Source organism: Pseudomonas sp. B6(2017), assembly GCF_002112765.1.
In the GTDB taxonomy this organism is placed as follows: Bacteria; Pseudomonadota; Gammaproteobacteria; order Pseudomonadales; family Pseudomonadaceae; genus Aquipseudomonas; species Aquipseudomonas piscis.
This window is the reverse complement of the sequence record NZ_NEIQ01000002.1, coordinates 223,842-248,920: the sequence shown is the minus strand read 5'-3', so window position 1 is coordinate 248,920 and position 25,079 is coordinate 223,842. Positions and strand designations below refer to the sequence as shown.

Annotated in this window: 25 protein-coding genes and 1 tRNA gene; 8 read left to right on the top strand and 18 right to left on the bottom strand. The window is 60.5% G+C overall.

The genetic code is table 11. The annotated features are described in order from the left end of the window. Nucleotides 1-17 precede the first annotated feature (17 nt). The 6 genes from CAG11_RS04465 to queA form a co-directional block, all read right to left on the bottom strand. A complete protein-coding gene (locus tag CAG11_RS04465; protein ID WP_022640711.1) occupies nucleotides 18-566 on the bottom strand; it encodes a glycine zipper 2TM domain-containing protein in 549 nt (182 codons plus the stop codon). Nucleotides 567-687: 121 nt separating this feature from the next. Then, nucleotides 688-1,602 carry a protein translocase subunit SecF gene (secF, locus tag CAG11_RS04460; RefSeq protein WP_022640713.1) on the bottom strand — a complete coding sequence of 305 codons (915 nt, stop codon included), beginning with the start codon at nucleotides 1,600-1,602 and terminating at the stop codon, nucleotides 688-690. 9 nt (nucleotides 1,603-1,611) lie between these two features. Further along, complete coding sequence (gene secD / locus CAG11_RS04455; protein WP_085594999.1) at nucleotides 1,612-3,480, bottom strand: protein translocase subunit SecD; 1,869 nt, start codon at nucleotides 3,478-3,480, stop codon at nucleotides 1,612-1,614. A gap of 61 nt (nucleotides 3,481-3,541) precedes the next feature. Continuing rightward, a complete protein-coding gene (gene yajC, locus CAG11_RS04450; protein ID WP_011063224.1) occupies nucleotides 3,542-3,880 on the bottom strand; it encodes a preprotein translocase subunit YajC in 339 nt (112 codons plus the stop codon). 46 nt (nucleotides 3,881-3,926) lie between these two features. Continuing rightward, a complete protein-coding gene (tgt, locus tag CAG11_RS04445) occupies nucleotides 3,927-5,042 on the bottom strand; it encodes a tRNA guanosine(34) transglycosylase Tgt (protein ID WP_022640715.1) in 1,116 nt (371 codons plus the stop codon). A 14-nt stretch (nucleotides 5,043-5,056) separates the two neighbouring features. Then, the gene (queA, locus tag CAG11_RS04440) at nucleotides 5,057-6,121 is read right to left on the bottom strand and encodes a tRNA preQ1(34) S-adenosylmethionine ribosyltransferase-isomerase QueA (RefSeq protein WP_085594997.1); all 1,065 of its coding nucleotides are present in this window, start codon (nucleotides 6,119-6,121) and stop codon (nucleotides 5,057-5,059) included. Nucleotides 6,122-6,229: 108 nt separating this feature from the next. Between queA and CAG11_RS04435 the strand changes: the two genes are divergently transcribed. The 3 genes from CAG11_RS04435 (at nucleotide 6,230) to CAG11_RS04425 (ending at nucleotide 8,621) form a co-directional block, all read left to right on the top strand. Beyond that, nucleotides 6,230-6,314 (top strand) — tRNA-Leu (locus tag CAG11_RS04435). 566 nt (nucleotides 6,315-6,880) lie between these two features. Then, entirely contained in the window at nucleotides 6,881-7,564 is a 684-nt protein-coding gene (locus CAG11_RS04430) for a bifunctional 2-polyprenyl-6-hydroxyphenol methylase/3-demethylubiquinol 3-O-methyltransferase UbiG (RefSeq protein WP_085594995.1), read from the top strand. Nucleotides 7,565-7,571: 7 nt separating this feature from the next. Continuing rightward, nucleotides 7,572-8,621: a hypothetical protein gene (locus CAG11_RS04425; RefSeq protein ID WP_085594993.1), complete on the top strand. Its 1,050-nt coding sequence runs from the start codon at nucleotides 7,572-7,574 to the stop codon at nucleotides 8,619-8,621. A gap of 297 nt (nucleotides 8,622-8,918) precedes the next feature. Here the strand turns inward: CAG11_RS04425 and CAG11_RS04420 are convergent, their stop codons facing one another. The 5 genes from CAG11_RS04420 to CAG11_RS04400 are packed head-to-tail and all read right to left on the bottom strand — an operon-like array spanning nucleotide 8,919 to nucleotide 12,478. Next, nucleotides 8,919-9,158, bottom strand: coding sequence for a Rieske 2Fe-2S domain-containing protein (locus tag CAG11_RS04420; protein WP_085594991.1), 240 nt, complete (start codon nucleotides 9,156-9,158; stop codon nucleotides 8,919-8,921). Further along, nucleotides 9,142-9,999 carry an iron-containing redox enzyme family protein gene (locus tag CAG11_RS04415; RefSeq protein ID WP_085594989.1) on the bottom strand — a complete coding sequence of 286 codons (858 nt, stop codon included), beginning with the start codon at nucleotides 9,997-9,999 and terminating at the stop codon, nucleotides 9,142-9,144. Before CAG11_RS04415 ends, CAG11_RS04420 begins: the two co-directional genes overlap by 17 nt. Continuing rightward, nucleotides 9,999-10,799 (bottom strand): dihydrodipicolinate synthase family protein, encoded by an 801-nt coding sequence (locus CAG11_RS04410; protein WP_085595268.1) that lies wholly within the window; start codon nucleotides 10,797-10,799, stop codon nucleotides 9,999-10,001. The genes CAG11_RS04415 and CAG11_RS04410 overlap by 1 nt, the downstream gene beginning before the upstream one ends. Continuing rightward, nucleotides 10,789-11,307, bottom strand: a complete 519-nt coding sequence (locus CAG11_RS04405) for a DUF6190 family protein (RefSeq protein ID WP_085594987.1) — start codon at nucleotides 11,305-11,307, stop codon at nucleotides 10,789-10,791. Before CAG11_RS04405 ends, CAG11_RS04410 begins: the two co-directional genes overlap by 11 nt. Further along, a complete protein-coding gene (locus tag CAG11_RS04400) occupies nucleotides 11,300-12,478 on the bottom strand; it encodes a pyridoxal phosphate-dependent aminotransferase (protein WP_053131807.1) in 1,179 nt (392 codons plus the stop codon). The genes CAG11_RS04405 and CAG11_RS04400 overlap by 8 nt, the downstream gene beginning before the upstream one ends. A gap of 326 nt (nucleotides 12,479-12,804) precedes the next feature. Between CAG11_RS04400 and CAG11_RS04395 the strand changes: the two genes are divergently transcribed. Next, nucleotides 12,805-13,443: an acyl-homoserine-lactone synthase gene (locus CAG11_RS04395; protein WP_256578540.1), complete on the top strand. Its 639-nt coding sequence runs from the start codon at nucleotides 12,805-12,807 to the stop codon at nucleotides 13,441-13,443. On the opposite strand, the gene CAG11_RS04390 is transcribed toward CAG11_RS04395, so the two are convergent. Both CAG11_RS04390 and CAG11_RS04385 read right to left on the bottom strand, forming a co-directional pair. Then, nucleotides 13,413-14,141: a LuxR family transcriptional regulator gene (locus tag CAG11_RS04390; RefSeq protein WP_085594983.1), complete on the bottom strand. Its 729-nt coding sequence runs from the start codon at nucleotides 14,139-14,141 to the stop codon at nucleotides 13,413-13,415. The two genes, CAG11_RS04395 and CAG11_RS04390, sit on opposite strands and share 31 nt — an antisense overlap. Before the next feature lie 285 nt (nucleotides 14,142-14,426). Further along, complete coding sequence (locus CAG11_RS04385; protein ID WP_085594981.1) at nucleotides 14,427-15,056, bottom strand: glutathione S-transferase family protein; 630 nt, start codon at nucleotides 15,054-15,056, stop codon at nucleotides 14,427-14,429. A 117-nt stretch (nucleotides 15,057-15,173) separates the two neighbouring features. Between CAG11_RS04385 and CAG11_RS04380 the strand changes: the two genes are divergently transcribed. Further along, entirely contained in the window at nucleotides 15,174-16,292 is a 1,119-nt protein-coding gene (locus tag CAG11_RS04380; RefSeq protein WP_103324013.1) for a pyruvate dehydrogenase, read from the top strand. 4 nt (nucleotides 16,293-16,296) lie between these two features. Here CAG11_RS04380 and CAG11_RS04375 read toward each other — a convergent pair whose 3' ends face one another. Beyond that, nucleotides 16,297-16,749, bottom strand: coding sequence for a MarR family winged helix-turn-helix transcriptional regulator (locus CAG11_RS04375; protein ID WP_022639708.1), 453 nt, complete (start codon nucleotides 16,747-16,749; stop codon nucleotides 16,297-16,299). A gap of 178 nt (nucleotides 16,750-16,927) precedes the next feature. Here CAG11_RS04375 and aceE point away from each other — a divergent pair, with 178 nt between their 5' ends. Then, nucleotides 16,928-19,597, top strand: coding sequence for a pyruvate dehydrogenase (acetyl-transferring), homodimeric type (gene aceE / locus CAG11_RS04370; protein WP_022639709.1), 2,670 nt, complete (start codon nucleotides 16,928-16,930; stop codon nucleotides 19,595-19,597). A gap of 115 nt (nucleotides 19,598-19,712) precedes the next feature. Here aceE and CAG11_RS33985 read toward each other — a convergent pair whose 3' ends face one another. Continuing rightward, complete coding sequence (locus tag CAG11_RS33985) at nucleotides 19,713-19,907, bottom strand: M35 family metallo-endopeptidase (RefSeq protein ID WP_256578539.1); 195 nt, start codon at nucleotides 19,905-19,907, stop codon at nucleotides 19,713-19,715. Beyond that, nucleotides 19,870-20,382, bottom strand: coding sequence for a hypothetical protein (locus CAG11_RS04365; protein WP_256578538.1), 513 nt, complete (start codon nucleotides 20,380-20,382; stop codon nucleotides 19,870-19,872). Before CAG11_RS04365 ends, CAG11_RS33985 begins: the two co-directional genes overlap by 38 nt. A 395-nt stretch (nucleotides 20,383-20,777) precedes the next feature. Between CAG11_RS04365 and ppk2 the strand changes: the two genes are divergently transcribed. Together ppk2 and CAG11_RS04355 are read left to right on the top strand one after the other, a co-directional pair. Then, nucleotides 20,778-21,671 (top strand): polyphosphate kinase 2, encoded by an 894-nt coding sequence (ppk2, locus tag CAG11_RS04360; protein WP_164485063.1) that lies wholly within the window; start codon nucleotides 20,778-20,780, stop codon nucleotides 21,669-21,671. Nucleotides 21,672-22,042: 371 nt separating this feature from the next. Next, nucleotides 22,043-22,780, top strand: coding sequence for a hypothetical protein (locus CAG11_RS04355; RefSeq protein WP_085594977.1), 738 nt, complete (start codon nucleotides 22,043-22,045; stop codon nucleotides 22,778-22,780). Nucleotides 22,781-22,920: 140 nt separating this feature from the next. Here CAG11_RS04355 and CAG11_RS04350 read toward each other — a convergent pair whose 3' ends face one another. Next, nucleotides 22,921-24,255, bottom strand: a complete 1,335-nt coding sequence (locus CAG11_RS04350) for an ATP-binding protein (RefSeq protein ID WP_085594975.1) — start codon at nucleotides 24,253-24,255, stop codon at nucleotides 22,921-22,923. After that, nucleotides 24,252-24,962: a response regulator gene (locus CAG11_RS04345; RefSeq protein WP_085594973.1), complete on the bottom strand. Its 711-nt coding sequence runs from the start codon at nucleotides 24,960-24,962 to the stop codon at nucleotides 24,252-24,254. Before CAG11_RS04345 ends, CAG11_RS04350 begins: the two co-directional genes overlap by 4 nt. Between the last annotated feature and the right edge of the window lie 117 nt (nucleotides 24,963-25,079).

The following is a 25,079-nucleotide window of genomic DNA, read 5'->3' as shown; positions in this document are numbered from 1 at the left end:
GACTCATGCGCAAAGCATTATTGGCCGGGCTGATTCTGCCCCAGGATCAGCCGACCGTCTTTATCCACAGGGATCTGGTTGCCCGGATCGCGATCCATCCGTACCTGGCCCTGCTTGCCACCCAGATCGTACTTTACGTCATAACCCACGACCTTCTCGCTGATGTCATTGACCGTATTGCAGCGAGTTTGCGTCGTGGTGTAGGTGTCACGCTCCTGCATGCCCTCCTGCACCTTGTTACCCGCATAACCACCGCCCACGGCACCAGCTACAGTGGCGATCTTGCGACCATTACCGCCGCCAATCATGCTGCCCAGCAAGCCGCCACCCACCGCACCGGCCACGGTACCCAGGATCTGATGCTCGTCCTTGACCGGACGCTGCCGGGTCACGGCAACGTCCTTACAGACTTCACGAGGGGTCTTGATCTGTTGCTTGACCGGCTGCACCGCCAATACTTGCGCATACTCAGGGCCGCTTTTAACCAAGCTGTAGGTGGCCACAGCACCCCCGGCAGTGACACCGACAGCACCCAATACCGCACCAACCAGCAACGACTTGTTCACGTGAACCTCCTGACCATACATACGGGTCATAACCCGCGCTTCTCCCAGCCTTGGAGCAAAAAAAAAGGCGCGAGTTCAACACTCGCGCCTTTTTAGCTGACGATTGGAAGGGGTCAGGCCCTCACGGACGGTCGTCCACTTCCTTGTCGGTATTGGCTGCGGGAATCAGGTCCTCGCTGCTCAGTTTCAGCCAGATCAGCACCACGTTGGCGATGTAGATCGAGGAGTAGGTACCCGCCAATACGCCGACGAACAGGGCAATGGAGAAGCCGTGCAGGTTATCGCCGCCGAAGAACAACAGGGCAATGATCGCCAGCAAGGTGGAGATCGAGGTCGCCATGGTCCGCAACAGGGTCTGGGTGGTCGAGATGTTGATGTTCTCGATCAGGCTGGCCTTGCGCAGCACACGGAAGTTCTCGCGCACCCGGTCGAATACCACGATGGTGTCATTGAGCGAGTAGCCGATGATCGCCAGTACCGCCGCCAGCACCGTCAGGTCGAAGGTGATCTGGAAGAACGACAGGATACCCACGGTCACCACTACGTCGTGGATCAGCGAGACAATCGCACCGACCGCGAACTTCCACTGGAAGCGGAAAGCCAGGTAGATGAGGATGCCACCCAGAGCCATGAGCATGCCGAGGCCGCCCTGGTCACGCAGCTCTTCACCCACCTGGGGACCGACGAACTCGACGCGCTTGACCTGCGCCGGGTTATCACCGCCAACCTTCTGCAGCGCAGCTGCCACCTGGTGGCCCAGTTGCGGGTCTTCGCCCGGCATCCGCACCAGCAGGTCGGTGGTAGCACCGAAGCTCTGCACGATCGCCTCGTGATAGCCGGCGTCGTTCAACTGCGAACGCACCTTCATCACATCTGCCGGACGCTCGTAGGTCAGCTCGATGAGCGTACCGCCGGTGAAGTCCAGGCCATAGTTCAAGCCCTTGTGGAACCAGCTGAACAACGCCAGAACGGTCAGGAGCACGGTCAGGCCGAACGCAACGTTGCGCACGCCCATGAAGTTGATAGTACGTAACATGGCAGCCCCTTAAATCCACAACTTCTTGAAGTCACGACCGCCGAAGATCAGGTTGACCATCGCACGGGTCAGCCAGATGGCCGTGAACATCGAGGTAAAGATCCCGAGGGACATGGTCACCGCAAAGCCCTTGACCGGACCGGTACCCATGGCGAAAAGGATGCCACCCACCAGCAATGTGGTCAGGTTGGAGTCCAGGATCGCCGTGAATGCCCGGCCGAAGCCTTCGTTGATTGCCCGTTGCACGGTCATGCCAGCAGCGATTTCCTCACGTATCCGCGAGAAGATCAGCACGTTGGCGTCCACCGCCATACCCATGGTCAGTACGATACCGGCGATACCCGGCAGGGTTAGCGTCGCCCCCAGCAGCGACATCAGGGCCAGCAGCAGCACCATGTTCAACGCCAGCGCCACAGTGGCGATCAAGCCGAAGAAGCGATAGATGGCGATGATGAACAGCGACACGAACAGCATGCCCCACAACGAGGCATCGATACCCTTGGTGATGTTGTCGGCACCCAGGCTAGGACCGATTGTGCGCTCTTCGGCGAAGTACATCGGCGCCGCCAGACCACCGGCACGCAGCAACAGCGCCAGTTCCGAGGACTCGCCCTGGCCGTTCAGGCCAGTGATGCGGAACTGGCTGCCCAGTGGCGACTGGATGGTCGCCAGGCTGATGATCTTCTTCTCTTCCTTGAACGACTGCACCGGCACGTCTTTCTCGATGCCATCCACCACTTGCTTGGTGTAGGTGGTGATAGGCTTCTGCTCGATGAAGATCACCGCCATGCCACGACCGACGTTGTTGCGGGTCGAACGGTTCATCAGCTCGCCGCCATGGCCATCGAGCTTGATGTTCACCTGCGGACGACCGTGTTCGTCGTAGCTAGCCTGGGCATCGGTCACCTGGTCACCAGTGATGATCAGGCCCCGCTCGATCAGTGCCGGAGGACGGTTGCCCTCACGGAACTCGAAGGACTCGGAGGTAGCCTTGGTGGCACCCGGCTCGGCGGCCAGGCGGAACTCGAGGTTGGCCGTCTTGCCCAGGATCCGCTTGGCTTCGGCGGTGTCTTGCACGCCTGGAAGCTCGACCACGATCCGGTTCGCGCCCTGGCGCTGGACCAGAGGCTCGGCCACGCCCAGTTCGTTGACCCGGTTACGTACAGTGGTCAAGTTCTGCTTGATGGAGTATTCGCGGATTTCCGCCAGCTTGGCCGGGGTCATCGCCAGACGCAGCACCGCCTGACCGTTGAGGTCGGCTGGCACGATGTCGAAATCATTGAAATTCTTGCGAATCAGCGCACGAGCCTGTTCACGGCTGTCTTCGTCGCTGAAGCCCAGCTGGATGGCGCCATTGAGCTGCGGCAGGCTGCGATAGCGCAGGCGCTCTTTGCGCAGCAGGCTCTTGACGTCACCTTCATAGACTTTCAGGCGCGCGTCGAGGGCTTTCTCCATATCCACTTCCAACAGGAAATGCACACCACCGGAAAGGTCCAGACCCAGTTTCATCGGGTGCGCGCCCAGATTGCGCAGCCACTGCGGAGTGGTTTGCGCCAGGTTCAACGCCACCACGAAATCATCGCCCAGCGCCTTGCGCACTACATCCTTGGCCGGGAGCTGGTCTTCCTTGTTGATCAAGCGCAGCAGGCCGCCCTTGCCGTTGGCGGCAACGGAAGAAGCCTTGACGTTGATGCCGGCGTCGGTGAGCGCCTTGCTCGCACGATCCAGATCCGCCTGAGTGACCTGCAGCGCAGTGCTCGCACCGCTGACCTGAATGGCCGGGTCATCAGGGTATAGATTGGGAGCGGAATAAATAAAACCGATCGCCAGCACCGCCAGGATCAGTAGGTACTTCCATAGAGGATATTTGTTCAGCATCACGCCGCCCGTTATGACGCGGGGCGCCTTGCGCGCCCCGTCGATTGGTAAAAGATGAAACTTAGATCGCTTTCAGCGTGCCTTTTGGCAGCGTGGCCGCGATCGCGCCCTTCTGGAACTTCAGCTCAACCGAGTCCGACACTTCCAGAACCACGAAATCGTCGGTCACTTTGTTGATCTTGCCGGCGATACCACCGGTGGTCACAACTTCATCGCCTTTCTGCAAGCTGCCCAGCAGGTTCTTCTGCTCTTTGGCGCGCTTGGCCTGTGGACGCCAGATCATCAGATAGAAGATGACCAGGAAACCCACCAGAAAAATCCACTCGAAACCAGTGCCAGCAGGGCCGGCAGCAGCAGGTGCGGCGGCATCCGCATACGCGGCAGGGATCAAAAAGCTCATTTAGCACTCCGATAGTTGCAAAATTAGTATCTGACGCTTCTGGAAATCAATCCAAAGGCGGCACGGGCAATCCGCGCTTGGCATAGAAGGAATCGACAAAGGCGGCCAATGTACCTTGTTGAATAGCCTCGCGCAAACCAGCCATAAGGCGCTGGTAATGGCGCAAATTATGGATGGTATTGAGCATACTTCCGAGCATTTCCCCGCACTTGTCCAAGTGGTGCAGATAGGCACGGGAGAAGTTCTGGCAGGTATAGCAATCACAGGTTGGATCCAGGGGCGAATCATCATGGCGATGGAACGCGTTACGGATCTTCAGCACGCCGGTGTCGATGAACAGATGCCCATTGCGGGCATTGCGGGTTGGCATCACGCAATCGAACATGTCCACACCGCGGCGCACACCCTCAACCAGATCTTCCGGCTTGCCAACTCCCATAAGGTAACGAGGTTTGTCGGCTGGCATCTGGCCTGGCAGGTAGTCCAGGACCTTGATCATTTCATGCTTGGGCTCGCCCACCGACAGGCCGCCGATGGCCAGGCCGTCGAAGCCGATCTTGTCCAGGCCTTCCAGGGAGCGCATGCGCAGGTCCTGGTGCATGCCGCCCTGGACGATGCCGAACAGCGCCGCAGTGTTGTCGCCGTGGGCGTTCTTCGAGCGCTGGGCCCAGCGCAGGGACAGCTCCATGGAGATCCGCGCCACGTCCTCGTCAGCCGGGTACGGCGTGCATTCGTCGAAGATCATCACGATGTCCGAACCCAGGTCGCGCTGCACCTGCATCGACTCTTCCGGCCCCATGAACACCTTGGCGCCGTCCACCGGAGAGGCGAAGGTCACGCCCTCTTCCTTGATCTTGCGCATGGCACCCAGGCTGAACACCTGGAAGCCACCGGAGTCGGTAAGGATCGGCCCTTTCCACTGCATGAAGTCATGCAGGTCGCCGTGGGCCTTGATCACTTCGGTGCCCGGACGCAGCCACAGGTGGAAGGTGTTGCCCAGGATGATCTCGGCGCCGATGGCCTCGATATCCCGCGGCAGCATGCCCTTGACCGTGCCATAGGTGCCCACCGGCATGAAGGCCGGGGTTTCCACCGTACCGCGGGGGAAGGTCAGGCGACCGCGACGCGCCTTGCCATCAGTGGCCAGGAGCTCGAAGGACATACGACAGGTGCGACTCATACAGTTTCCTCGGGGGCCAGGTCCTTGGGAGCGGTTGGCGCAGGATTACGGGTGATGAACATCGCATCACCGTAGCTGAAGAAGCGGTATCCATGCTCGACCGCCGCACGATAGGCAGCCATGGTCTCGGGATAACCGGCGAAGGCCGAAACCAGCATCAACAGCGTGGATTCCGGCAGGTGGAAATTGGTCACCAGGGCATCGACCACATGGAACGGCCGGCCCGGGTAGATGAAGATATCGGTGTCGCCGCTGAACGGCTTGAGCACGCCATCACGGGCAGCGCTTTCCAGGGAACGCACGCTGGTGGTGCCTACCGCGACCACCCGACCGCCACGGGCCCGGCATGCGGCCACGGCATCCACCACGTCCTGGCCGACTTCCAGCCATTCGTGATGCATATGGTGATCTTCGATGCGCTCCACCCGCACCGGCTGGAAGGTCCCAGCCCCCACATGCAGGGTCACGAAGGCGGTCTCCACGCCCTTGGCGGCAATGGCTTGCAGCAGCGGCTGGTCGAAGTGCAGCCCCGCGGTCGGCGCCGCCACCGCGCCCAGGCGCTGGGCATAGACCGTCTGATAACGCTCGCGGTCTGCGCCTTCATCCGGACGGTCTATATAAGGAGGCAGCGGCATATGTCCGACCCGGTCCAGCAGCGGCAACACCTCCTCGGTGAATTCCAGCTCGAACAAAGTGTCGTGGCGAGCCAGCATACGCGCCTCGCCACCACCATCGACCAGGATCGTCGATCCCGGCTTGGGCGACTTGCTGGAGCGCACATGGGCCAGCACACGGTGGCTGTCCAGCACCCGCTCGACGAGGATCTCCAGCTTGCCGCCGGAAGCCTTCTGGCCAAACAGGCGTGCCGGGATCACCCGGGTATTGTTGAACACCATCAGATCGCCCGGGCGCAGATGCTCGAGCAAATCGGTGAATTGACGGTGGGCCAGGGCGCCGGTTGGCCCATCCAGGGTCAACAGGCGACTACCGCGACGCTCGGCCAATGGGTGGCGGGCGATCAGCGAATCGGGAAGCTCGAAAGTAAAGTCAGCAACGCGCATGATGGGGTTCGTCTAGCAGGGCCGGAAAGTTTAGCGGAATCAGCAAAAATTGACCATGAAAGCCGATTGACCAACGGTATCCGCCTCTCTATACTTCGCCGCCATTGAGCCCTGATGGCGGAATTGGTAGACGCGGCGGATTCAAAATCCGTTTTCGAAAGGAGTGGGAGTTCGAGTCTCCCTCGGGGCACCACATAGCAGTATCTGAGAGTCTCTACCAGCCTCTCAGACCCAGAGAAACCGGCCACTTGGCCGGTTTTTTTGTGTCTACCCTCCTCCCTCTGTCTACATCTCAAGCAATACTCCGAACATATCGGTCAAACACGCCCATCATCAGGATAAGGGCAGCGGCGCGATGAGAGGCGCCCTGAACATCTTCGGACTAGGTGCACTTGGCACGTCGTCAAAACGCGCGCAGATAGAACCTGACGTTGACCGACTATTTCAAATTTGACCTGTCGATACCGCTGCAGCACTATCCGCCTGCCAAAAAACCACGCATTTTTCGCGAGGGACGATAGAGCGCCAAGCAACGGCCGCCACAGGTTGTGTGCTCAGGCTCAATCGAGCAGTCCTCACGCGAACGCTGGGTACGAGACGGTGGCTCAACAGTCAAGACAACGGTAGATGGAAGCTTGTACAGCGGTGACCTGTTACCAGTTTTGATGACGAACTGAAGCCCCGCAGCCAACTGGGTGTTCAAGTACGAATCATTTATCCAAGGTGCCTGGAGTCCGGGCACTTAGTGTCGAGGTGTTTATGGGGTTGCTTGATAGAGATTTTGGCTTGGACAGCGGTGAACGACTCACCGCCCTGCACGTAGATGCCCTTCCACCCGATGCCATCGCCCGTTATGCATTCGCATGCGAGGCCCTCGCCGATTTACCGGGGCCGCTAGTGGGTGCCGATATTTTTTGCGGTAATGGCTACGGCACTCATCTGCTGGCGCAATCTTTGCCGTGCTTCATACACGGTATCGATGGATCGGCAGAATCAATTAATCTGGCCAACCGCAGTTATGTGGATATGAATGTACTGTTCAGCCAGAAATTTTTTCCGTTCTCATTGCCGGCCAATCATTTCGATTTCATCGTGTCGATAGAGTCCATTGAACACGTCGAGCAAGGTGAGGCGTTTTTTGGATTGCTGGTCCATGCATTGAAGCCTGGTGGCCGATTGATTATCTCTGCGCCCAATTCACAGGTCATAGATCTGGTCAAGAACCCCTACGCATGGCACTACAAGCATTACACCGTTGAGGAGTTCATGAGCTTGGGAGAACGCCATGGACTGAACTTGATCACGTGGCTGGGAGCCGACTGCACGCTGGTCAATCCTGCTGGGAAGGTTGTCTCGGGCAATTACTTCAGTCCACATAGCGGAGCTTTGGAAACAGGCCGTATCGGCGATACACAAACCTTTTATTTTCAAAAACCACAGTGAGCCCGGCATGACTGTTCGTAAAAAGCTCTACTTTATCGGCTGGGACTACAGTTCGCCGCGCTCAGTCCCCTTCAAGCGCGCCTTGCAAGATCGGAGTTTTCCCTGGGAGCCGGTGGCACTGGTGCATGACAAGGTACTCATTGATGCCGTTGATGGCATCGAGTTGATGACCACGGAGGATTTTCTGGCTCAATGCGTCCCGGGACAGACGACAGCCATGCTGTTCTCTCATGATGAACAGCAACGCAATCTTTGGCAGCGCCGTGGGCGTGAGCATGGCATTCAGTGGGTCGACCAAGGTGAGTTGCTGACGGACTATGCCGCTATGTTGAGCCATACCGGACAGTCCCGTGACCTTGGACCAATGATCCTACCGCAAGCGTTCGATCCAATAGCCAGTGATGCGCTCAAGGCTTATCGCGGACGTTGGCCTGACGCGAAGTCCAACCAAACGTTTGAAGCCTATTTGAGCTTTCTTGATACCGGATTGGCCACGCGACTATCCGAGATCATGCAGCCACTGTGCGAGCACCCTTTTTATCAGACAATCGCTCAAAGGCAGTCCTTGCAGCCCACCGATGCGACAGACACCCTGGTCTGGGAAATTGCGCCAAAACGCACTGCCTTCCTTGAACAAGTGATACTGCAGTCCCCGAACAATCGCATCAACTACGCGTTCTCAGCCATGACTACCGTTAGTGCTAGCAGTGAAGCTACCAAGCTTAAGTTCCTGCTACAGGGGCTGGGGATTTCGCCTGCTGCTTCCTCCATCCAAACCAAGGATGGGGAGTTGCTCCAAACAAGCCTCGATGGATTCGATTTGCCAGATACCGCGGCCCCACGTAAATGGCTGAACCTGCAGGTCGATGCCCCTGCGGCCATACTGCAAGCCCTGTCTCGCCATACTCGCGAATTGCTAGCGCATGTGCGAGTGGGTCTACGCCCAACGCAATTGCTTCAATTGCTGGAGACTCATTCCATCGATGGCATGACATTGATCTGCGACAGACCCGGCCCACTGGGGTTACAAGTGACGATCAAGATAAAGCAGGGGTAAGCGATCTTGCTTTCCAGAAGCCTCATTGCGACTTGTGCGTACTTGAGAATCATCCGTCGGGACTGAGCAACTAGCCAGCCAAGCTTTCTGGCCTGATGCTTGGAACAACGGTGTCCGTCAACTTGAGTGGACACCGTTTGGGTTTTGTCCAAGGTATCGCCATACAGCAGTCCCTTAAGTGCTCTCAAAGTCGGTTTACCGCCAGAAAACTCCTGGCCTTTCCCGACTCCACAAACGCGACTGCCGCACGACCCAAAAGTCGTGCGGCAGGATGAGCGGACGCGAAACGGCCTTCCGTCAGGAAGTCACGCGCTTGACCTCCAGGCGTCCGCAGGGTGGACCGCTGAGCTGTTCACCGGTTTCCAGGCTGAACACCGAGAAGTGCAAGGGGCAGGTGATGCTTTTGCGCTGCTCATTGATGTTGCCATGAACCAGCCAACCCTGGCGGTGTGGACAGGTATGGGGCACCTCGTACTGCTGGTTGTCGATCTCAACGGTGAAGGTGCCGGGGCGATGGAACTCAGATAGCTCGCTCAACGGCCTTCTCCCGATTGAAATGCTTGAGACGCTGGGCCTTTTCCACGGCGGCGTCGAACGCCGCGTTGGTGATGTCGCGGCCCATGCAGATGCCCTGCCAGGCCTTGACCGGATCCAGGTCCCCCGCCACGTCCATGGCCTTGAGCAGGCGCTGGCCTTCGATGGCGTGGTACACGTCGATGTGCACATGCTCCGAGTAATAGGTGTGGGCCTTGATCTTCAGGCGATCGCAGATCGCGGTGTAGCACTCGAAGAAAAACGGCACCACGGTCTCGAAGTAGGTGATCACCCCGGCGAAGTACGAAGGATCGTCGGCGCGCATGGTCAGCCAGCAGAACATGTTGGGGAATGAATAACCTGCCGAGGAGTTGGCCTCGATGTAGAACGGCAGGTCGGTGGGCATCTCCAGTTCCTTGAGCAAATCCATGTACAAGGTGGTATGGGAGCGCTTGATGTTCCCCGAGCCGAACTCGTCGATCATCATCCGCAGCATCGGCATCTGCGCCTCCAGGCTCAATCGCGGCATCAGGTGGTAGAACACCTGGGCCTCGGTCAGGCCATCGAGGGCGAACTCCTGGACCAGGATCCGGAACTCATCGAGGGTCATCTGCTCGGCAACATACACCGCGCTGGGCGGTACTTCGCTGCGATCCTGCTCCACCAGGTCAGCCAGCTTCTGGCGCAGGCTGGCCAGGTCGCGCGGCACCTCGGCGGTAAGGGTCTTGTCGATGGTGGAGAAAATCCAATCGTGCTCGAATTCGGCGATCCGGCGGTCAAGCGGCTTGAGATGCTTGATGCAGGAACGATTGGCCAGAAACAGTTCCTTCTGAAGATCGTTCATCACGCTGCTCCCTCTTCTGCCAGCACCCGGTCAGTGGTGATGACACCCCGGGCCTTGAGTTCCTTTTTCACCTGGGCGTACCAATCGTCGGCACCCAGATCGAAGTAGCCATTGAGTGTCTCCACCCACTGCGCCACTACTTGCTGGCGCGCGCCTATGGCCAGGCGGCACAACGCCGGTTCCAGGTTGGCCAGGGACACCACGTTGCCATCGGACTCCAGGTCGCGCGCCAGGGACATCTCCCAGCCGATGAAGTAGTCCAGGCCTTCGGCCCGCAACTGCTGGATCTGCTGCTGGGTTCGCGGCTGCGACGGCGAATCCTTGATGCCGATCACCCGCGGCAGGCGAGCGATGGTCATCAGGGTCTCGAAGCTCTTCTCGTTCCCCGACAGCGCGGACTCGTTGTAGATGAAGATATCCAGCGACGTGGCGTCATGGACGGCACGATAATGCTCGATGATCTCCTCCTGGGTAGTGCCTTTGGCGAACGGCGAGGTGAACATCACCCCGTGTGCCCCCAGTTCCTGGGCCAGCCGGGCATATTCCAGGACTTCGGCGGTGGTGCCACGCTCGATGCCGGCGATCACCGTACGGTCCTGGGCGTGGGCCAGGGTCAGTTCCAGCATGCGCTGCCAGTCCCGCCGGCCCAGGCGCCAGCCCTCGCCTGAAGTCAGGCAAGGGATGTAGCCATCGACATAGGGCTGCGAGCCATGCAGCAACTGGCGCACGCTGGTTTCACAGATCTGCGACCGCTCGTCCAGTGGCGAGATCAGGGGCACGAAAATGCTCTTAGTCGACATCATGGAAATCCTCCTGCTCGATCAGCATTTCCTTCGACTGTTCGAACAACCCTTGCAGGAATTCCGGAAAAGCCGGCCCGGAGGCCGGCTGGGGGAATGGCTGCAGATAGGGTTGCAAGGCTGCCAGGTCACGCAGCTCCGGGTCGTGGGTGTACAGCGGCTGGCCGTACTCCACCACCTGGGCGGCGAGCAACTTCTTCTCGACGCTCAGGTGCGACCATGCCGGCTCCCGGGTGGCGCGTTGCAACACAGCGTTGCAGTAGCCCTGGCGCTGGATGTCCATGTCGGTGTGCAGCACGTCCATGAACGGGTAGTAGACATCCTGCAGGTGCCGGCTCTTCTTCCAGATGATGGCATCGCAGATGCCGATCTGGCCGTAGTTCATCTGCACCTGCTGCTGATAGAAGTGGCTGAAGAACCCCAGCGACTTGGCCCGCAACTGCGGATCGGCGTGATGCATGCCCATGAAGACGGTGGCATCGATCACCGGCAAGAGTGCCTCAGCCATTGTACTTCTCCAGTGCCCGGGCGATGGTCTCGACCGCCTGCTGGAACTCTTCCGGCTTGCGCGCCAGCGCCAGGCGGATGTACTTCTGCCCGGCTTCAGGCTGGCTCCAGTAGAAGTACTTGCCCGGCAGCACGTAGACGTCGTAGTCCATCAGGTAGGCCTGCAGGTCATCGGCGCTCACCCCCTCACGAGTGATTTCGAACCAGGCCACGCTGGTGTCGACCATCGGCGTCAGGTAGTTGAGGAAGCTTCCGTCCAGACGCTTGCGCGCCACTTGGCGGTTGATGTCCAGCACCGAGCGCACCGACTCGAAGCCATCTTCGCTGCTGTCGAGGATGTACTGGGTGACCACGTTGAGGATGAACGGCGAGACGTTCAGCAGCACGCTGGTGACGATGCTGTAGATATCGGCATTGATACCCTTGCTCGACATGATGGTGGCGCACTTGGCGTCCTGCAGCGGCCAGGTCTTGCCAGTGTCTTCCATGATGATGTACTGGGTGCCGATCTCGTCGAGGATCGCGTAGGCGTCATAGCGGCTACCGCCGGAGGCCTTGATGAATGCGGCGAAGCAGAAGTCGAGGATCAGCAGCTTGCCGTGATCCTTGCAGTAGCGCGCGACCTCGATGAAGGTTTCCGGGCCCTCGGCGAACAGGCTCGAACCGGTAGGGTTGTTCGGGTCCACCAGGAAGATCGCGTCGACCTTGGCCGCCGCGGTCTCGAGGTTGGCGTAGACATGCTCCGGGGAATGGAACAGCGACTCGTTGAGCGGCGACAGCGGTACTTCCATGTGCTTGAGCAGGTCATGCAGGTTGTCGAAGCACGGCTCGATCAAACCAACGCTCATGTCACGCTTGCGCAGGTAGGTCGCGGTGATATGCATGGCAATCGACGCGGCGTAGACCAGGTAGATCTCGTCGTGGCGCTTGAGGGCGTGCTCCTGGCCGTGGAAGGTGAAGAACGCCTTGATGAACTCCTGTTCGCTCTGGTACTGGGTCTGGCCCTGGGCGCGGTACCACAGCTCCGGAAGTCGTTCGACGATCTGGCGCTGGGTTACGCTCTGGTCCTGGTGAGTATGGGCATCTGCAAGATTGAAACGGGTCTTCAGGGCAGAGATTTCATGCTGAGTGATATCCTGCTTAACTTCCTGACGCGTAATTACGACACTCATATTATTATTCCTGTAAGAGCTAAATAATCGCCTGCGGGATAGGTGTAGTTATCAAACCACGGGTAAATCCTCTCCATGTTTATCGCTCCGCGACAGGCCGACAACTGTACCTAAGTGCAGATCGACACTTATAAAAACGAGCGTTTAATTCTTTCCGCGAAGACTGACCTTAGGTACAGTTGCTTTCTCGAAACAGGCAATTCATCCTTTCCGCGACCCGGCGCGATGGATGAAGGTGGCCTGTCTTTATTCCTCGGATGGAAATAACAATAAGTATGGATAAAGTAAGTTTTTATAATATCGACTACACAAATGCGTCCCAGGACTTGTTGGGAAACTTGTATGGGCTGCGCAAGGAAGTCTTCGCCGACCGGCTCAATTGGAAGGTCAATGTCTGCGGTGACCAGGAAGTCGATGAATATGACAATCCCCACGCCACTTACCTGGTTGGAGTCCACACCGGAATCCCCCTGGCCAGCCTGCGCCTGATCAACACGCTGCACCCCTACATGGTGGAAGGGCCATTCCGCAGTTTTTTCAGCCAGCCCGCGCCCAAGCACCGCCTGATCGCCGAATCCAGTCGCTTCTTCGTCGACAAGACCCGTTCTCGCGCCCTCGGCCTGGAGCGCCTGCCACTGACCGAAATGCTCCTGCTGGCCATGCACAGCCATGGAGCCCACACAGGCCTGGAGGCGATCGTCACCGTAGTGAGCCAAGCCATGTCACGCATCGTGCACCGGGCCGGATGGCATTACGAGATCCTCGACAGCGGGCAGGCCTCACCCGGAGAGCGGGTATTGCTGCTCAAGATGCCGATATCGCCAGACAATGCCCTGCGCCTGCAGGCGATGATCGCCACCAAGGGCGGCGATCATCTGTACGAACTACACGCCCCAGGCCCATGCCACCGCTCCAACAGCGCCAGGCGAGCGCCTCAGACCATGCCCATGCTCACAGCCTTGTAGACCGCCTGCTTGGCATTGCAGACCTGCAGCTTGTGCACGATGTTGGACATGTGGAATTTCACCGTGCGTACGGAAATCGCATGGATCGCGGCGATTTCCCCGTAGGTCTTGCCCTTGACCACCCATTGGAGGACTCCCATTTCCCGATTCGACAAACTGGCATCGTCCTTCTCGGGAAACAGCTCATTGGGTGTGAACCTGTCCATCAGGCTGTTGTGAAACTGGATCAGCGCCATCTGGATCTCGGCGGTATGCCGGGTCATGACCTGGTCGAAGTCGGCCCGCAATTCGGTGTTACAAATGCTGAGCGCGGCGAACAGGCCATTGGAGTCATGGAGATTGAAGGTGAAACCAGTGGATATCCGGTATTTCTCGGATAGAGCGAACAATTTATCGCCCTGCCCCGGCTTCCCGGATTCAAGCGCTTCGCGCCAGGAAAACGGGGCAATGGACTTCAATCCATGATTGATTACCGGATCGATCAAGTGGTAATTGGAAGCCTTGTAGATATCCAGCCAACGTCTTGGGTAACTGGAGAAGATCAGCGGCTTTACTTGCCGCCCTTTATGCATGGTGAAATAGGCATATTGACAGCCATCGAGGGGCGGCAGACGCTTCTCGAAGGAATTTTTCAGCAGATAATCCAGTTCAGCTTCATCATCGGTTACTTGTCTGCCACTAACTAATTGAGTGTTCATAAGAACTCCATGTTCTTTATAGTGTTCAGTCCGTGAATCTTGTTGCTCTGACTTCGCCACCCCTGACACTCAACTCAAAAGCTTTTAGGTAGTAAAGACAAATAATCACTACACAAATTAACTACAACGTGAGTTCAACAGGGGTTATCGACCTTCTCGAAGCCCGTGACTCAATGACCGAACCGGCAGTAAATCCAACCTCGTACCCACTATGAATGCAGAAAACCGCTCTTTCCCGACAGGGCCAGAGCGGTTCCTCGAACCAGCTGACATTCCCGGGTTCGCCTAGGCTTCCCGGGAGTCGGCCAAGCCAGCCTTTACCGCCGGCCGCGCTTCGATCACATCCAGCCAACGGCGAACATGGCGGAACGGAGTGATATCCAGGTTCAGTTCCTCATGGGTGCGCAACCAGGGAAACGCCGCGACGTCGGCGATGGAATAGTTGTTCGAAGCCAGGTAGGCATGCTTGGCCAGCTGGCTGTCGACTACGCCATAGATACGCAGCGACTCCTTGCGGTAGCGCATGATGGCTTCCTGGTTGGCGGTCTTGCTGCCATGGAGGAACCACCAAAGCTGGCCGAGCATCGGACCGATGGCGCCGACCTGGAAGAACAGCCATTGCTGGACCGCCAATTGTTCGGTCGGCGACTGGGCTCGAAGGCAGTCGTATTTTTCCGACAGATAGCCAAGGATCGCTGCCGACTCGAATACCGAGACTCCGGCCTCATGATCGACGATCGCCGGGATCTTGCCGTTGGGGTTGATCTGCAGGAACTCCGGGGAGTGCTGGCGCCCTTCGGACAGATTGAATTTCACCCGTTCACAATCGATGCCGGCTTCCTTGAGGAAAATGCTGATTTTCTGTCCGTTTGGGGTGTCTGCGGTATAGAAAGTGAGGGATTTTGGCGTGTTCATGAGTCCTCCGTTGACTGCTGCGAATGTCACTGCGTTTGAATCTTATTGCATTTGCAATCATATTGAGGCGTACAGTATGGTGCAAGAATGACGGAACGCACGGAGAGCTTCGAAGTTATGATGGGTTTTTCCAGTTTCAGGACCACGCGCGAGACCGGCGAGGCCGCGCAAGCCTGCATCGACAAGATCCAGACGTTGGCCGTCCAGGCCAGCGAAGGATGCTCTTCACCGCTCTACACCATGATCGACATCGCCAATCGTCTGGAGAGGGATCCGAGAACGGCGAAGAACATCTGGGTGGTGCGTTCCAACACGCGTCCCGGTGCCGCGCCCGAGCACACCCGTATCAGCGCCTGGCCCCTGCACTTCAGTTCCCAGGCCCGCGCCAGCGAAAAACCGCTGCTGTACCTGACCAGTTCCTCCACATCGGCCCAGTTATGCGCCCTGTCGAGCGAGTCCTCCCAGCGCGGGATCCTGTGCAACGACATCGAGACCATTTCCTCGATCTGGCCCAAGGGTGCACATCCATGGGTGCCGTTGTGGCTGGCGGCCAATCCTCGCTGCCTGCCCTTCGACCCGGCCAGCGGTGCCGAGGCCCGGGCCATTGCGTTGGCGGCGCTGAAAAGCCTGTATGTGGATGGAAGCAACGGCTTCTACTACATGGCCCTGCACGACGAGCCCAATGACTTCGTCGGTCCGATGGACAAGCACAGCGTCAGCCAGGCCCTGCAAGGCATGTACAAGATCGCCGAGCTGGAGGCCGGGCCCGATCGCCCCAAGGTCCGCCTGCTGGGAGCCGGCCTGAGCCTGCGCGCGGTGATCGCTGCGGCGCAGATCCTGCACGAGGATTGGGGCGTGGGTTGCGAACTGTGGAGTTGCCCCAGCTATACCCGACTGGCCCGGGATGCCGACAGCGCCCTACGCTGGAACCGCATGCACCCGGACCTGCCGCGGCGCTCATCGCATCTGCGCGACAGCCTGAACGTCGAGGATGCGCCGGTGGTCGCCGTGACCGGTTACGCCCAACATGTGGCCGAGCAGATCGGTGCCCATCTGAATTCGCGCTTCGTCGCCCTGGGTGCCGACTCCATCGGCTCACTGCCGACCCGTCCGATCTCCAGCAAGACCGTGGACAAACGCTGGATCGCAACCCTGGCCCTGCGTGCACTGGCCCAGGACGGCAAGGTTCCTCAGGAATACGTCAAGCAGGCCATGCGCCGCTACCTGCTGCAATGAAGGCCTAGGCCTCTCGCCCACTCCTGCGCGCGGCGCTGGCCGCACGCTCCAGGGCATCACTGAAAAAGCGCTGTTGCTGTTCATCGAACTGCGCCAGGAACAACTCGGCGACCGCATCTTCGTAGATTCGCCACATCTTTTTGCGCAACACCTTGCCGGCCTCGGTGATCGAGGCGCAGGCACCACGGCCGTCCTCGCTGGCCCGGCTGCGCTCGACCAGGCCTTCGGCCTCCAGGCGGTCGATCAAGCGTGTCAGGTTGTAGCGTTCGATCGCCATGACATCGGCCAGCTCGTTCATTCGCCGGGTACCACCAGGGCCGCTTTCCAGCCCCCACAAGGCGTCGTACCAGGCATAGGCCGGAAGCCCGGCGGCAGCCAGGCGGCGTTCGATTTCGCGAATCAGGCAGCGGTGGGCCCTGACGAATCTGAACCAGGTATCCGGCTCGCTGGAAGACATGCATCACCTTTTTTCAAGAATCGATTTAGTTGCAATTGTAACGCGGTGCACGATAAATTCCCGAGAATAATTGCAATTGCAATCATCTGGATTCTGAACAATATCGGCAACCGCCGATGCCCCTCGCTATGGCACCGAACGACTCGGTGTTCCCCGCAGTACTGCCCAGGAGACGACGATGGCACAACAATCAGTGTTTCTCGACGAGGATCCACAAGAGACTCGTGAATGGCTCGAATCCATTGAATCGGTTCTTAATGTCGAAGGCCGCCCTCGGGCGCATTACCTGATCGACCAACTGCTGGATTTCGACGTTGCCCAACATGGCGACTTCTACGGGCGCGTGACCACGCCCTACGTCAACACCATCCCGGTCAGCCGCCAACAGCCCTACCCAGGCGACCTCGCCGTAGAAAAGCGGATCAACGCCTACATCCGCTGGAACGCCCTGGCCATGGTGCTACGCGCCGGCAAGCACTCCAACGTCGGCGGGCACATTGCCTCCTATGCCTCGGCGGCAGTGCTCTACGACGTAGGTTTCGACCACTTCTTCCGTGGCCGCACCGAGCAGTTCGCCGGTGACATGGTCTACATCCAGGGCCACTCCTCGCCAGGCATCTACGGCCGCGCCTTCCTCGAGGGCCGCCTGAGCGAAGAGCAACTGGACAACTTCCGCCGCGAAACCGACCGCGATGGCGTGTCCTCCTACCCTCATCCACGGCTGATGCCCGACTTCTGGCAGTTCCCCACCGTTTCCATGGGCCTGGGTCCGATCACCGCCGCCTACCAGGCACGCTTCATGCGTTACCTGGAGAACCGTGGCCTCAAGGAACACCAGGGCCGCAAGGTCTGGGCGTTCCTGGGCGATGGCGAGATGGACCAGCCCGAATCCCTGGCGGCGATCTCCCTGGCCGGTCGGGAAAAACTCGACAACATCATCTTCGTGGTCAACTGCAACCTGCAGCGCCTAGACGGTCCGGTACGCGGCAACAGCAAGGTGGTCCAGGAATTCGAAAGCCTGTATCGCGCCGCTGGCTGGAACGTGATCAAGGTGATCTGGGGCAGCGGCTGGGATGCCCTGCTGGACAAGGACAAGAGCGGCCTGCTGCGCCGGCGCATGATGGAATGCGTGGACGGCGACTACCAGAACTACAAGTCGCAGAACGGCGCTTACGTGCGCGAGCACTTCTTCGGCAAGTATCCCGAACTGCTGGAACTGGTCAGCGACATGACCGACGAGCAGATCTGGAAACTCTCCCGTGGCGGCCACGATCCGGAGAAGGTCTACAACGCCTACGCCGCGGCCATGCGCCACACCGGCGGGCCGACCGTGATCCTGGCCAAGACCGTCAAGGGCTTCGGCATGGGTGAGGCCGGCGAAGGCCAGAACATCAACCACCAGCTCAAGAAGATGGGCGACCAGGCGGTCAAGGCCTTCCGCGACCGTTTCGGCCTGGAGCTCAGCGATGAGCAACTGGGCGACATGCCATACCTCAAGCCAGCGCCGGACAGCGTCGAGGCCAACTACCTGAAGGCCGTGCGCGGCAAGCTCGGCGGCCATATCCCGGCGCGCTTCAGCGATGCCCAGTCCCTGCAGATCCCGCCGCTGTCGGCCCTGGAGACCCAGCTCAAGGGCACCGGCGATCGGGCGATCTCCACCACCATGGCCTTCGTGCGCATCCTCGGCACCCTGCTCAAGGATCCGAACATCGGCAAGCTGGTGGTACCGATCGTGCCGGACGAGTCCCGTACCTTCGGCATGGAAAGCCTGTTCCGCCAGATCGGCATCCACTCCCACGTGGGCCAGTTGTATACCCCGCAGGACGCCGGCCAGCTCAGCTACTACAAGGAGAGCAAGGACGGCCAGATCATGCAGGAGGGACTCAACGAGTCCGGGGCCATCTCGTCGTGGATCGCCGCCAGTACCTCCTACAGCAACCACGGGGTGATGACCGTCCCGTTCTACATCTTCTACTCGATGTTCGGCTTCCAGCGGGTCGGCGACCTGGCCTGGGCCGCCGGCGATGCCCGGGCCCGTGGCTTCCTGCTCGGCGCCACCTCCGGGCGCACCACGCTGATGGGCGAAGGCCTGCAGCACGATGACGGCCACAGCCACGTGATGTCGTCCACCATCCCGTGCTGCGTCTCCTATGATCCGACCTATGCCTACGAGCTGGCGGTGATCATCCAGGACGGCATGCGCCGCATGTATGTCGAGAACGAGGACATCTACTACTACATCACCCTGCTCAACGAGAACTACGCCCACCCGGACATGCCCGAAGGCGTCGAGCAAGGCATCCTCAAGGGCATGTACCGCTTCTCGGCCCCGGCCAAGCAGAACAAGGGCAAGCACGTGCAGCTGATGGGTTGTGGCTCGATCCTGCAGGAAGTCAACGCCGCCGCGAAGCTGCTGGAAGCCGACTTCGGCGTCAGCAGCGAGGTCTGGAGCGTCACCAGCCTGACCGAGCTGCGTCGCGACGGCCAGGAAGCCGAGCGCTGGAACCTGCTGCATCCCGAGCAAGAGCCTCGCGTGAGCTATGTGGAAAGCTGCCTGCAAGACAAGGAAGGCCCGGTGGTGGTCGCTACCGACTACATGAAGATCTTCGCCGACCAGATCCGTCCCTTCGTACCCAAGCGCCGTTTCGTCGCCCTGGGCACCGACGGCTTCGGCCAGTCGGACACCCGTGAGTCCCTGCGTCGGTTCTTCGAGGTCGACCGTCACTTCATCGCCGTGGCCGCCCTCAAGGCCCTGGCCGACGAAGGCAGCCTGCCACGGGAAAAGGTCGCCGAGGCCATCGCCCTGTACGGCATCGATCCGGAGAAGAAGAACCCAGCCAAGGTCTGACGCTGCAAACTGCCTTGCCCACCCGGGCAAGGCACACCTTCGCTGTACCCCCTCCCAACGCCAAACGCCCCGGGGCTTGCCCCGAGGCGTGGACGCGTTCCCCGACCAGCCCAGGTCAGTCGTGCATCTGTTCCTCGTAATATTCGTAGTTATCGGCGTTTTCCACTGCCCGGCCCGGGTGATGGGTCGCCAGATCACGCGCGCCCACCGGTCCATAGCCACCCGGGATATCGGCGGTGTGGCCGATCGAGTGGGTCAGCTCATGCACCACGCTACCGGCCTGGGTATCGAAGCCCCCCCGTGGCGGCAAGGCGAAGAACGCCGTGCAGAACCAGGCTTCGATGTCCCCGCGGGGCATTGACGTAGGTCGCCGCGATAACATCTGCGCTGTCGCAGGCATCGACGGGGTTGGTCCGGCAACGGGCCGTCAGGGTATTGCCACTGTTGAACTTGAAGCGCACTCCGTCGAGTACCGCACGCACTCGCTGATAACGATCCTGGCTGAAGACGCCGGACCATGTCTGATAGACCGGGTCGCCGTTACGACCAAAGACCGCTTCGTTGTTGTTGATCCGGTTGTAGGCATCATTGGACCAGGTAGTGGCCACCGCCACCGCGTTGCTCACCGCGGTGCGATCGGCCTGGGTCGAACACCAGGCATCGAAGGCCACGTTGAACGCCAGCGCCGATTGCGCCGCCGTACTCAGCCCCAACAACAGCAATAGTCTCCACAGCCGGTACGCCAGCCGGGGGCGGGATGAATAGACAAGGGATCGGATCTCCATGATTCTGCATCTTTTGCACATTCCAGAGACCACCCCGAACGGGGCGGTACCTGCATTGGATTCCCCGCCCGAACGCTGTATCAGCAGGAACTGCTTTCGCAGCTGCGCCAGCGCCTAGCGCCATCTCCCGAGCACAACCTTGATGGAAGTCAACGAGCGGTGCTTTGCGCTCCCTACACTGGTCGCTACCCCTTTGAACAAGATCCGCAGGCCCCGCCATGAGTGAAGATTCCCGCGCACTTCCCCTTCCTGAAGTGCTGCCCAAGACCAGCGCAACCAGCCCCGCCAAGCCCCCGGCCCGCAAGAGCGCCACACCCCGCGCCCGCCGCCCGCGCAGCACTCCCGCCAAGGCCGCGGCAGTGAAGGCCATCGAGGTCGATCTCGAACAGACCCCCATGGCCCTGCAGATCGCCAGCGCACCTCGTGGCTCCAACGAAGACAGCGTCTCGGCCAAGCTGCCAGGCAACTATCCCTATCGCAACCGCATGCGCCGCGCCGAGTACGAGAAGGCCAAGCACGAGTTGCAGATCGAATTGCTCAAGGTGCAAAACTGGGTCAAGGAAACCGGGCAACGCATCGTGGTGCTGTTCGAAGGCCGCGACGCCGCGGGCAAGGGCGGCACCATCAAGCGCTTCATGGAGCACCTGAACCCTCGCGGCGCGCGGATCGTCGCCCTGGAAAAACCCTCCGAGCAGGAAAAGGGCCAGTGGTACTTCCAGCGCTACATCCAGCACCTGCCGACGGCAGGGGAAATGGTCTTCTTCGACCGCTCCTGGTACAACCGCGCCGGCGTCGAGCGGGTCATGGAATTCTGCTCGCCCCTGCAATACTTGGAGTTCATGCGCCAGACTCCAGAACTGGAACGCATGCTGTGCAACAGCGGCATCCTGCTGTTCAAGTTCTGGTTCTCGGTCAATCGCGAAGAGCAACTGCGACGCTTCATCTCGCGCCGCGACGACCCGCTCAAGCACTGGAAACTCTCGCCCATCGATATCAAGTCCCTGGACAAATGGGACGAATACACCGGCGCCAAGCAGGCGATGTTCTTCCACACCGACACCGCCGACGCACCGTGGACGGTGATCAAGTCCGACGACAAGAAACGCGCCCGGATCAACTGCATCCGCCACTTCCTGCACGAGCTGGACTACCCGGGCAAGGACCCCAAGGTCGCCCACGCTCCCGATCCGCTGCTGGTGGGTCGCGCCTCGCGGGGGCTGGAAGAAGATGAGCGCCCCGGCCAGCTGGCGGCGGACATCGACACCACCGGCCCCGCACTGTCGTTCTAAGGTCATCCTCGCGCGCTGCACACGGGCCTCGGGACCCGTGTCGCGGTGCGCCTGGCCCGGGCCCTTGCCAGGTGTTAAATTGCCGGCCCCGGCAATGACCGCGTATTGCACAGACCGGACTTGGACATGGATGCCCAGCAACGCCCTCCGATACCCGCGCTCCCTGGCGCCCGCTGTTTCGCCCGCCCCGCAAACCTTGTGTGCGGCAGGCTACTCGCGACAACCCGACTGTTTCCGGCCACCAGCGCCCGGAACCTGCGTCGCACCCGCTCACCCGGCAAGCGTCAGCCCTGCTCGAGCGCTTGCCATGTGTTCTTCCTGAATCGCGCAGTGGCTTGCGCACGTTAATCGCCCGATACCAAGGATGTTCCATGCCCACTATCCCGACCCCGGAATTCAACCAGCTGCCGGCTGGCGCCGTGGCCTACCCCGAAGCCCGTGACCTGTTCGTCGCCGACCAGCAAGAGCTGGCCGAACACCTGCTGCCGCTGCTGTCCTTCGATGCCAGCCTGATCAACCCCGAATGGTCCGCTCGCCTGCACCTGCTCAACCCCATCGAACCCAGTGGCGGCCTGGTCGGCATGTTCACCGAAGGCCAAGGCTTTGGCAGCGACTTGCTGAAGACCAACTGGATCGGTTTCAAGATCGAGGACGGGCGCTATCGCCTGTGCGGTGATCCGCGCTACTTCTTCCTGCACCCGGACAACGCCCACCTGGCCGATCCCGAGCGCAACGCCCGCGCCGACCTGGAACAGCACTACACCGAGCAACGCGCCGCCTACCAGGCCGCCCGCCAGCGCTACCAGGAACTCGGGCACCTGACTTGGCCGCGGGACAACGGGCAGAAGCTCAACTTCATCGAGGAAGTCGGTGGCGTGGCCGAAGGTTATGGCAACTGGGTGGAAACCGTGGAGTTTCCCATGGACGTGGTCGAAGCCGAGGATGACAGCGGCGACATCGACGTCTGGCCCCTGAGCCCCGCGGGCCGCCGCTTCCAGCACGTCCTGGGGGTACCGGCCTACAACTACGGCATCCGCGGCGCCGACCTGATCGTGATGTTCTACGAGCCGGTTGAAGGCCTGGTGCTGTTCTGCTTCGACTGGTCCTGACCGGCGACACCTGTCGCCGCTGTCGAGCGACGCGAGATTGCGAAAAGGCCCGCAGGGCCTTCAACCACAACGGCCGCTACGCGCCCGTAAGCAGCCTCGCAGGTTCGGCAGCGGCTACAAGAACCGCCCAGGTACAAGGGTTACAGCGGCAGTTCCACCCGAGCTTCGAGCCCGCCGCCATCGCGGTTGAACAGGCGCAAGCTGCCGCCATGCTCACGCACGATGGCCCGGGCCGCCGACAGGCCCAGGCCAACGCCGCCGGTGCTCTTGTTGCGTGACGTCTCCAGGCGGAAGAACGGTTCGAACACCTGCTCCAACGCCTCGGGCGCAATGCCCGGGCCACGATCCAAAACTCGCACCCGCACCTGCTCAACCCCCTGCTCCAGCACGATGGCCGGCTCGACGCCGTACTTGAGGGCGTTGTCCAGCAGATTGGTCATCACCCGCTTGAGCCCCAGGGGCCTGCCGCCATACACCAGGCGCGATGGGCCGCTGAAGGTGATCTCCAGGCCCTGGTCGCGATAATCGTCCACCAGGGTCTGCAGCAGCTCGGCCAGGTCGAACTGGGTCGCCTGCTCCAGGCGTGCATCGTCGCGAAAGAATTCCAGCGCCGAGTTGATCATGGCCTGCATCTCGTCCACGTCGCGGAACAGCCGTTGCTGCTGGTCGGCATCCTCGATGAACTCGCCGCGCAGGCGCATGCGGGTCAGGGGCGTGCGCAGATCGTGGGAAATGGCTGCGAGCATCTGCGTACGGTCCTTGATGAAGTGCTGCAACTGCGCCTGCATGGCGTTGAACGCCAGGATCGCCTGGCGGATCTCGTGGGGGCCCACCGGCTCGATGGGTGGCGCGTGAAAATCCAGGGCAAAGCGTCGTGCGCCCTGGGCGAATTGCTGCAACGGCCTGGCCAGGCGGCGGGTGGCGATCCATGCCACCAGGCCGGTGGACACCAACACCAGGGCGATGACGATCAAGTTGCGGGTGCTCTCATCCAGCCCCCAACTGCGGGATGTCGAGGAGAACATCAGCCAGGATTGATCGGTCAGTTGTACCAGTAACGCGTAGCGGCCATTGGGCCCCGGCCAGTCGCTGGGCATGTAGGCCTCCATGCGCCGCGTAGGCGGTTCCAGCGCCTGGCGAATGCCCTCTCCAACGTACTCAGAGTCCTCGACGACCGGCAGATTGAAAGCCTCGCGAGTCGGCTGCCAGACCACGCTGGAATACTCATGGCTGACCGCTGCCGCCAGCCGCGCACGCTGGCCCGGTTCCGAGGCCTCGATCATGCGCACGATAGACGCAGAGCTCTCCAGGATTCCCGACTCTTCCAGGGACGGATAGGCCCAGACGCCGGCCAACTGCACGAACAACGCATTGAAGGCCAGGGCCGTGAGCATGGCCATGATGATGGTCAGGGCGATCCAGCGCGCCACCGTATCGCGCAGCCGATAGCGCCATAGCGGCTTGAGCGCCTTCACTGGCGGGTCACGCTGGGGGTGAACAGGTAGCCGCCGTTGCGCACCGTGCGGATCATCGCCGGGCGCTTGGTATCGAACTCCAGCTTGCGCCGCAGGCGGCTGACCTGGACATCGATGCTGCGGTCGAAGGCATCATGGGCGTGACCCCGGGCCAGGTCGAGCAACTGCTCACGGGTGAGGATGCGCTGCGGATGCTCGACGAACACCAGCAGCAAGTCGAACTCCCCCGCCGACAGCGGGATCATCACCTGGTCCGGCGAACGCAGTTCGCGCCGGGTCAGGTCCAGTTGCCAGTCGGCGAAGCGGATCAACGGCCGTGGCACCTCACCGGCCAGCGGCCGGCTCTCGCCGGAGCGGCGCAACACCGCGCGCACCCGCGCCAGCAGCTCGCGGGCATCGAAGGGTTTGCCCAGGTAATCGTCGGCGCCCATCTCCAGGCCCACTACCCGGTCGCTCAGCTCGCCCATGGCCGTGAGCATGATCACCGGCGTGGCATGTTGCAGCCGCAGGCGCTGGCACAGGGTCAGGCCGTTGTCGCCGGGGAGCATCAGGTCGAGGATGATCAGGTCCGGCACCTGCCGCTCCATGGCCGCCCACAACCCGGCGCCATCGGTGGCCACGCCGACCTCGTAGCCCTGTTGGACAAAGAATTTCTTCAGCAGGGCGAGGACTTCGACGTCGTCGTCCACGATCAAGAGACGGCTCACCGGCGGGGATCACTTCAAGTGGAAAGGAGCGTTATCTAAAACCATTCGCCGCATCGCGTCATATATTTCAACCCGGTAACAAACCTGCAACGCTGCAATAAAGCAGACATCTTTGCG

Coding starts and splice junctions, on each gene's coding strand:
- secF (WP_022640713.1), bottom strand. CDS start 1,602: ATGTTACGTACTATCAACTTCATGGGCGTGCGCAACGTTGCGTTCGGC.
- secD (WP_085594999.1), bottom strand. CDS start 3,480: ATGCTGAACAAATATCCTCTATGGAAGTACCTACTGATCCTGGCGGTG.
- yajC (WP_011063224.1), bottom strand. CDS start 3,880: ATGAGCTTTTTGATCCCTGCCGCGTATGCGGATGCCGCCGCACCTGCT.
- tgt (WP_022640715.1), bottom strand. CDS start 5,042: ATGTCCTTCGAGCTCCTGGCCACTGATGGCAAGGCGCGTCGCGGTCGC.
- queA (WP_085594997.1), bottom strand. CDS start 6,121: ATGCGCGTTGCTGACTTTACTTTCGAGCTTCCCGATTCGCTGATCGCC.
- CAG11_RS04430 (WP_085594995.1), top strand. CDS start 6,881: ATGGGGTTGCTTGATAGAGATTTTGGCTTGGACAGCGGTGAACGACTC.
- CAG11_RS04425 (WP_085594993.1), top strand. CDS start 7,572: ATGACTGTTCGTAAAAAGCTCTACTTTATCGGCTGGGACTACAGTTCG.
- CAG11_RS04415 (WP_085594989.1), bottom strand. CDS start 9,999: ATGAACGATCTTCAGAAGGAACTGTTTCTGGCCAATCGTTCCTGCATC.
- CAG11_RS04410 (WP_085595268.1), bottom strand. CDS start 10,799: ATGTCGACTAAGAGCATTTTCGTGCCCCTGATCTCGCCACTGGACGAG.
- CAG11_RS04405 (WP_085594987.1), bottom strand. CDS start 11,307: ATGGCTGAGGCACTCTTGCCGGTGATCGATGCCACCGTCTTCATGGGC.
- CAG11_RS04400 (WP_053131807.1), bottom strand. CDS start 12,478: ATGAGTGTCGTAATTACGCGTCAGGAAGTTAAGCAGGATATCACTCAG.
- CAG11_RS04390 (WP_085594983.1), bottom strand. CDS start 14,141: ATGAACACTCAATTAGTTAGTGGCAGACAAGTAACCGATGATGAAGCT.
- CAG11_RS04385 (WP_085594981.1), bottom strand. CDS start 15,056: ATGAACACGCCAAAATCCCTCACTTTCTATACCGCAGACACCCCAAAC.
- CAG11_RS04380 (WP_103324013.1), top strand. CDS start 15,174: ATGATGGGTTTTTCCAGTTTCAGGACCACGCGCGAGACCGGCGAGGCC.
- CAG11_RS04375 (WP_022639708.1), bottom strand. CDS start 16,749: ATGTCTTCCAGCGAGCCGGATACCTGGTTCAGATTCGTCAGGGCCCAC.
- aceE (WP_022639709.1), top strand. CDS start 16,928: ATGGCACAACAATCAGTGTTTCTCGACGAGGATCCACAAGAGACTCGT.
- CAG11_RS04365 (WP_256578538.1), bottom strand. CDS start 20,382: ATGGAGATCCGATCCCTTGTCTATTCATCCCGCCCCCGGCTGGCGTAC.
- ppk2 (WP_164485063.1), top strand. CDS start 20,778: ATGGCCCTGCAGATCGCCAGCGCACCTCGTGGCTCCAACGAAGACAGC.
- CAG11_RS04355 (WP_085594977.1), top strand. CDS start 22,043: ATGCCCACTATCCCGACCCCGGAATTCAACCAGCTGCCGGCTGGCGCC.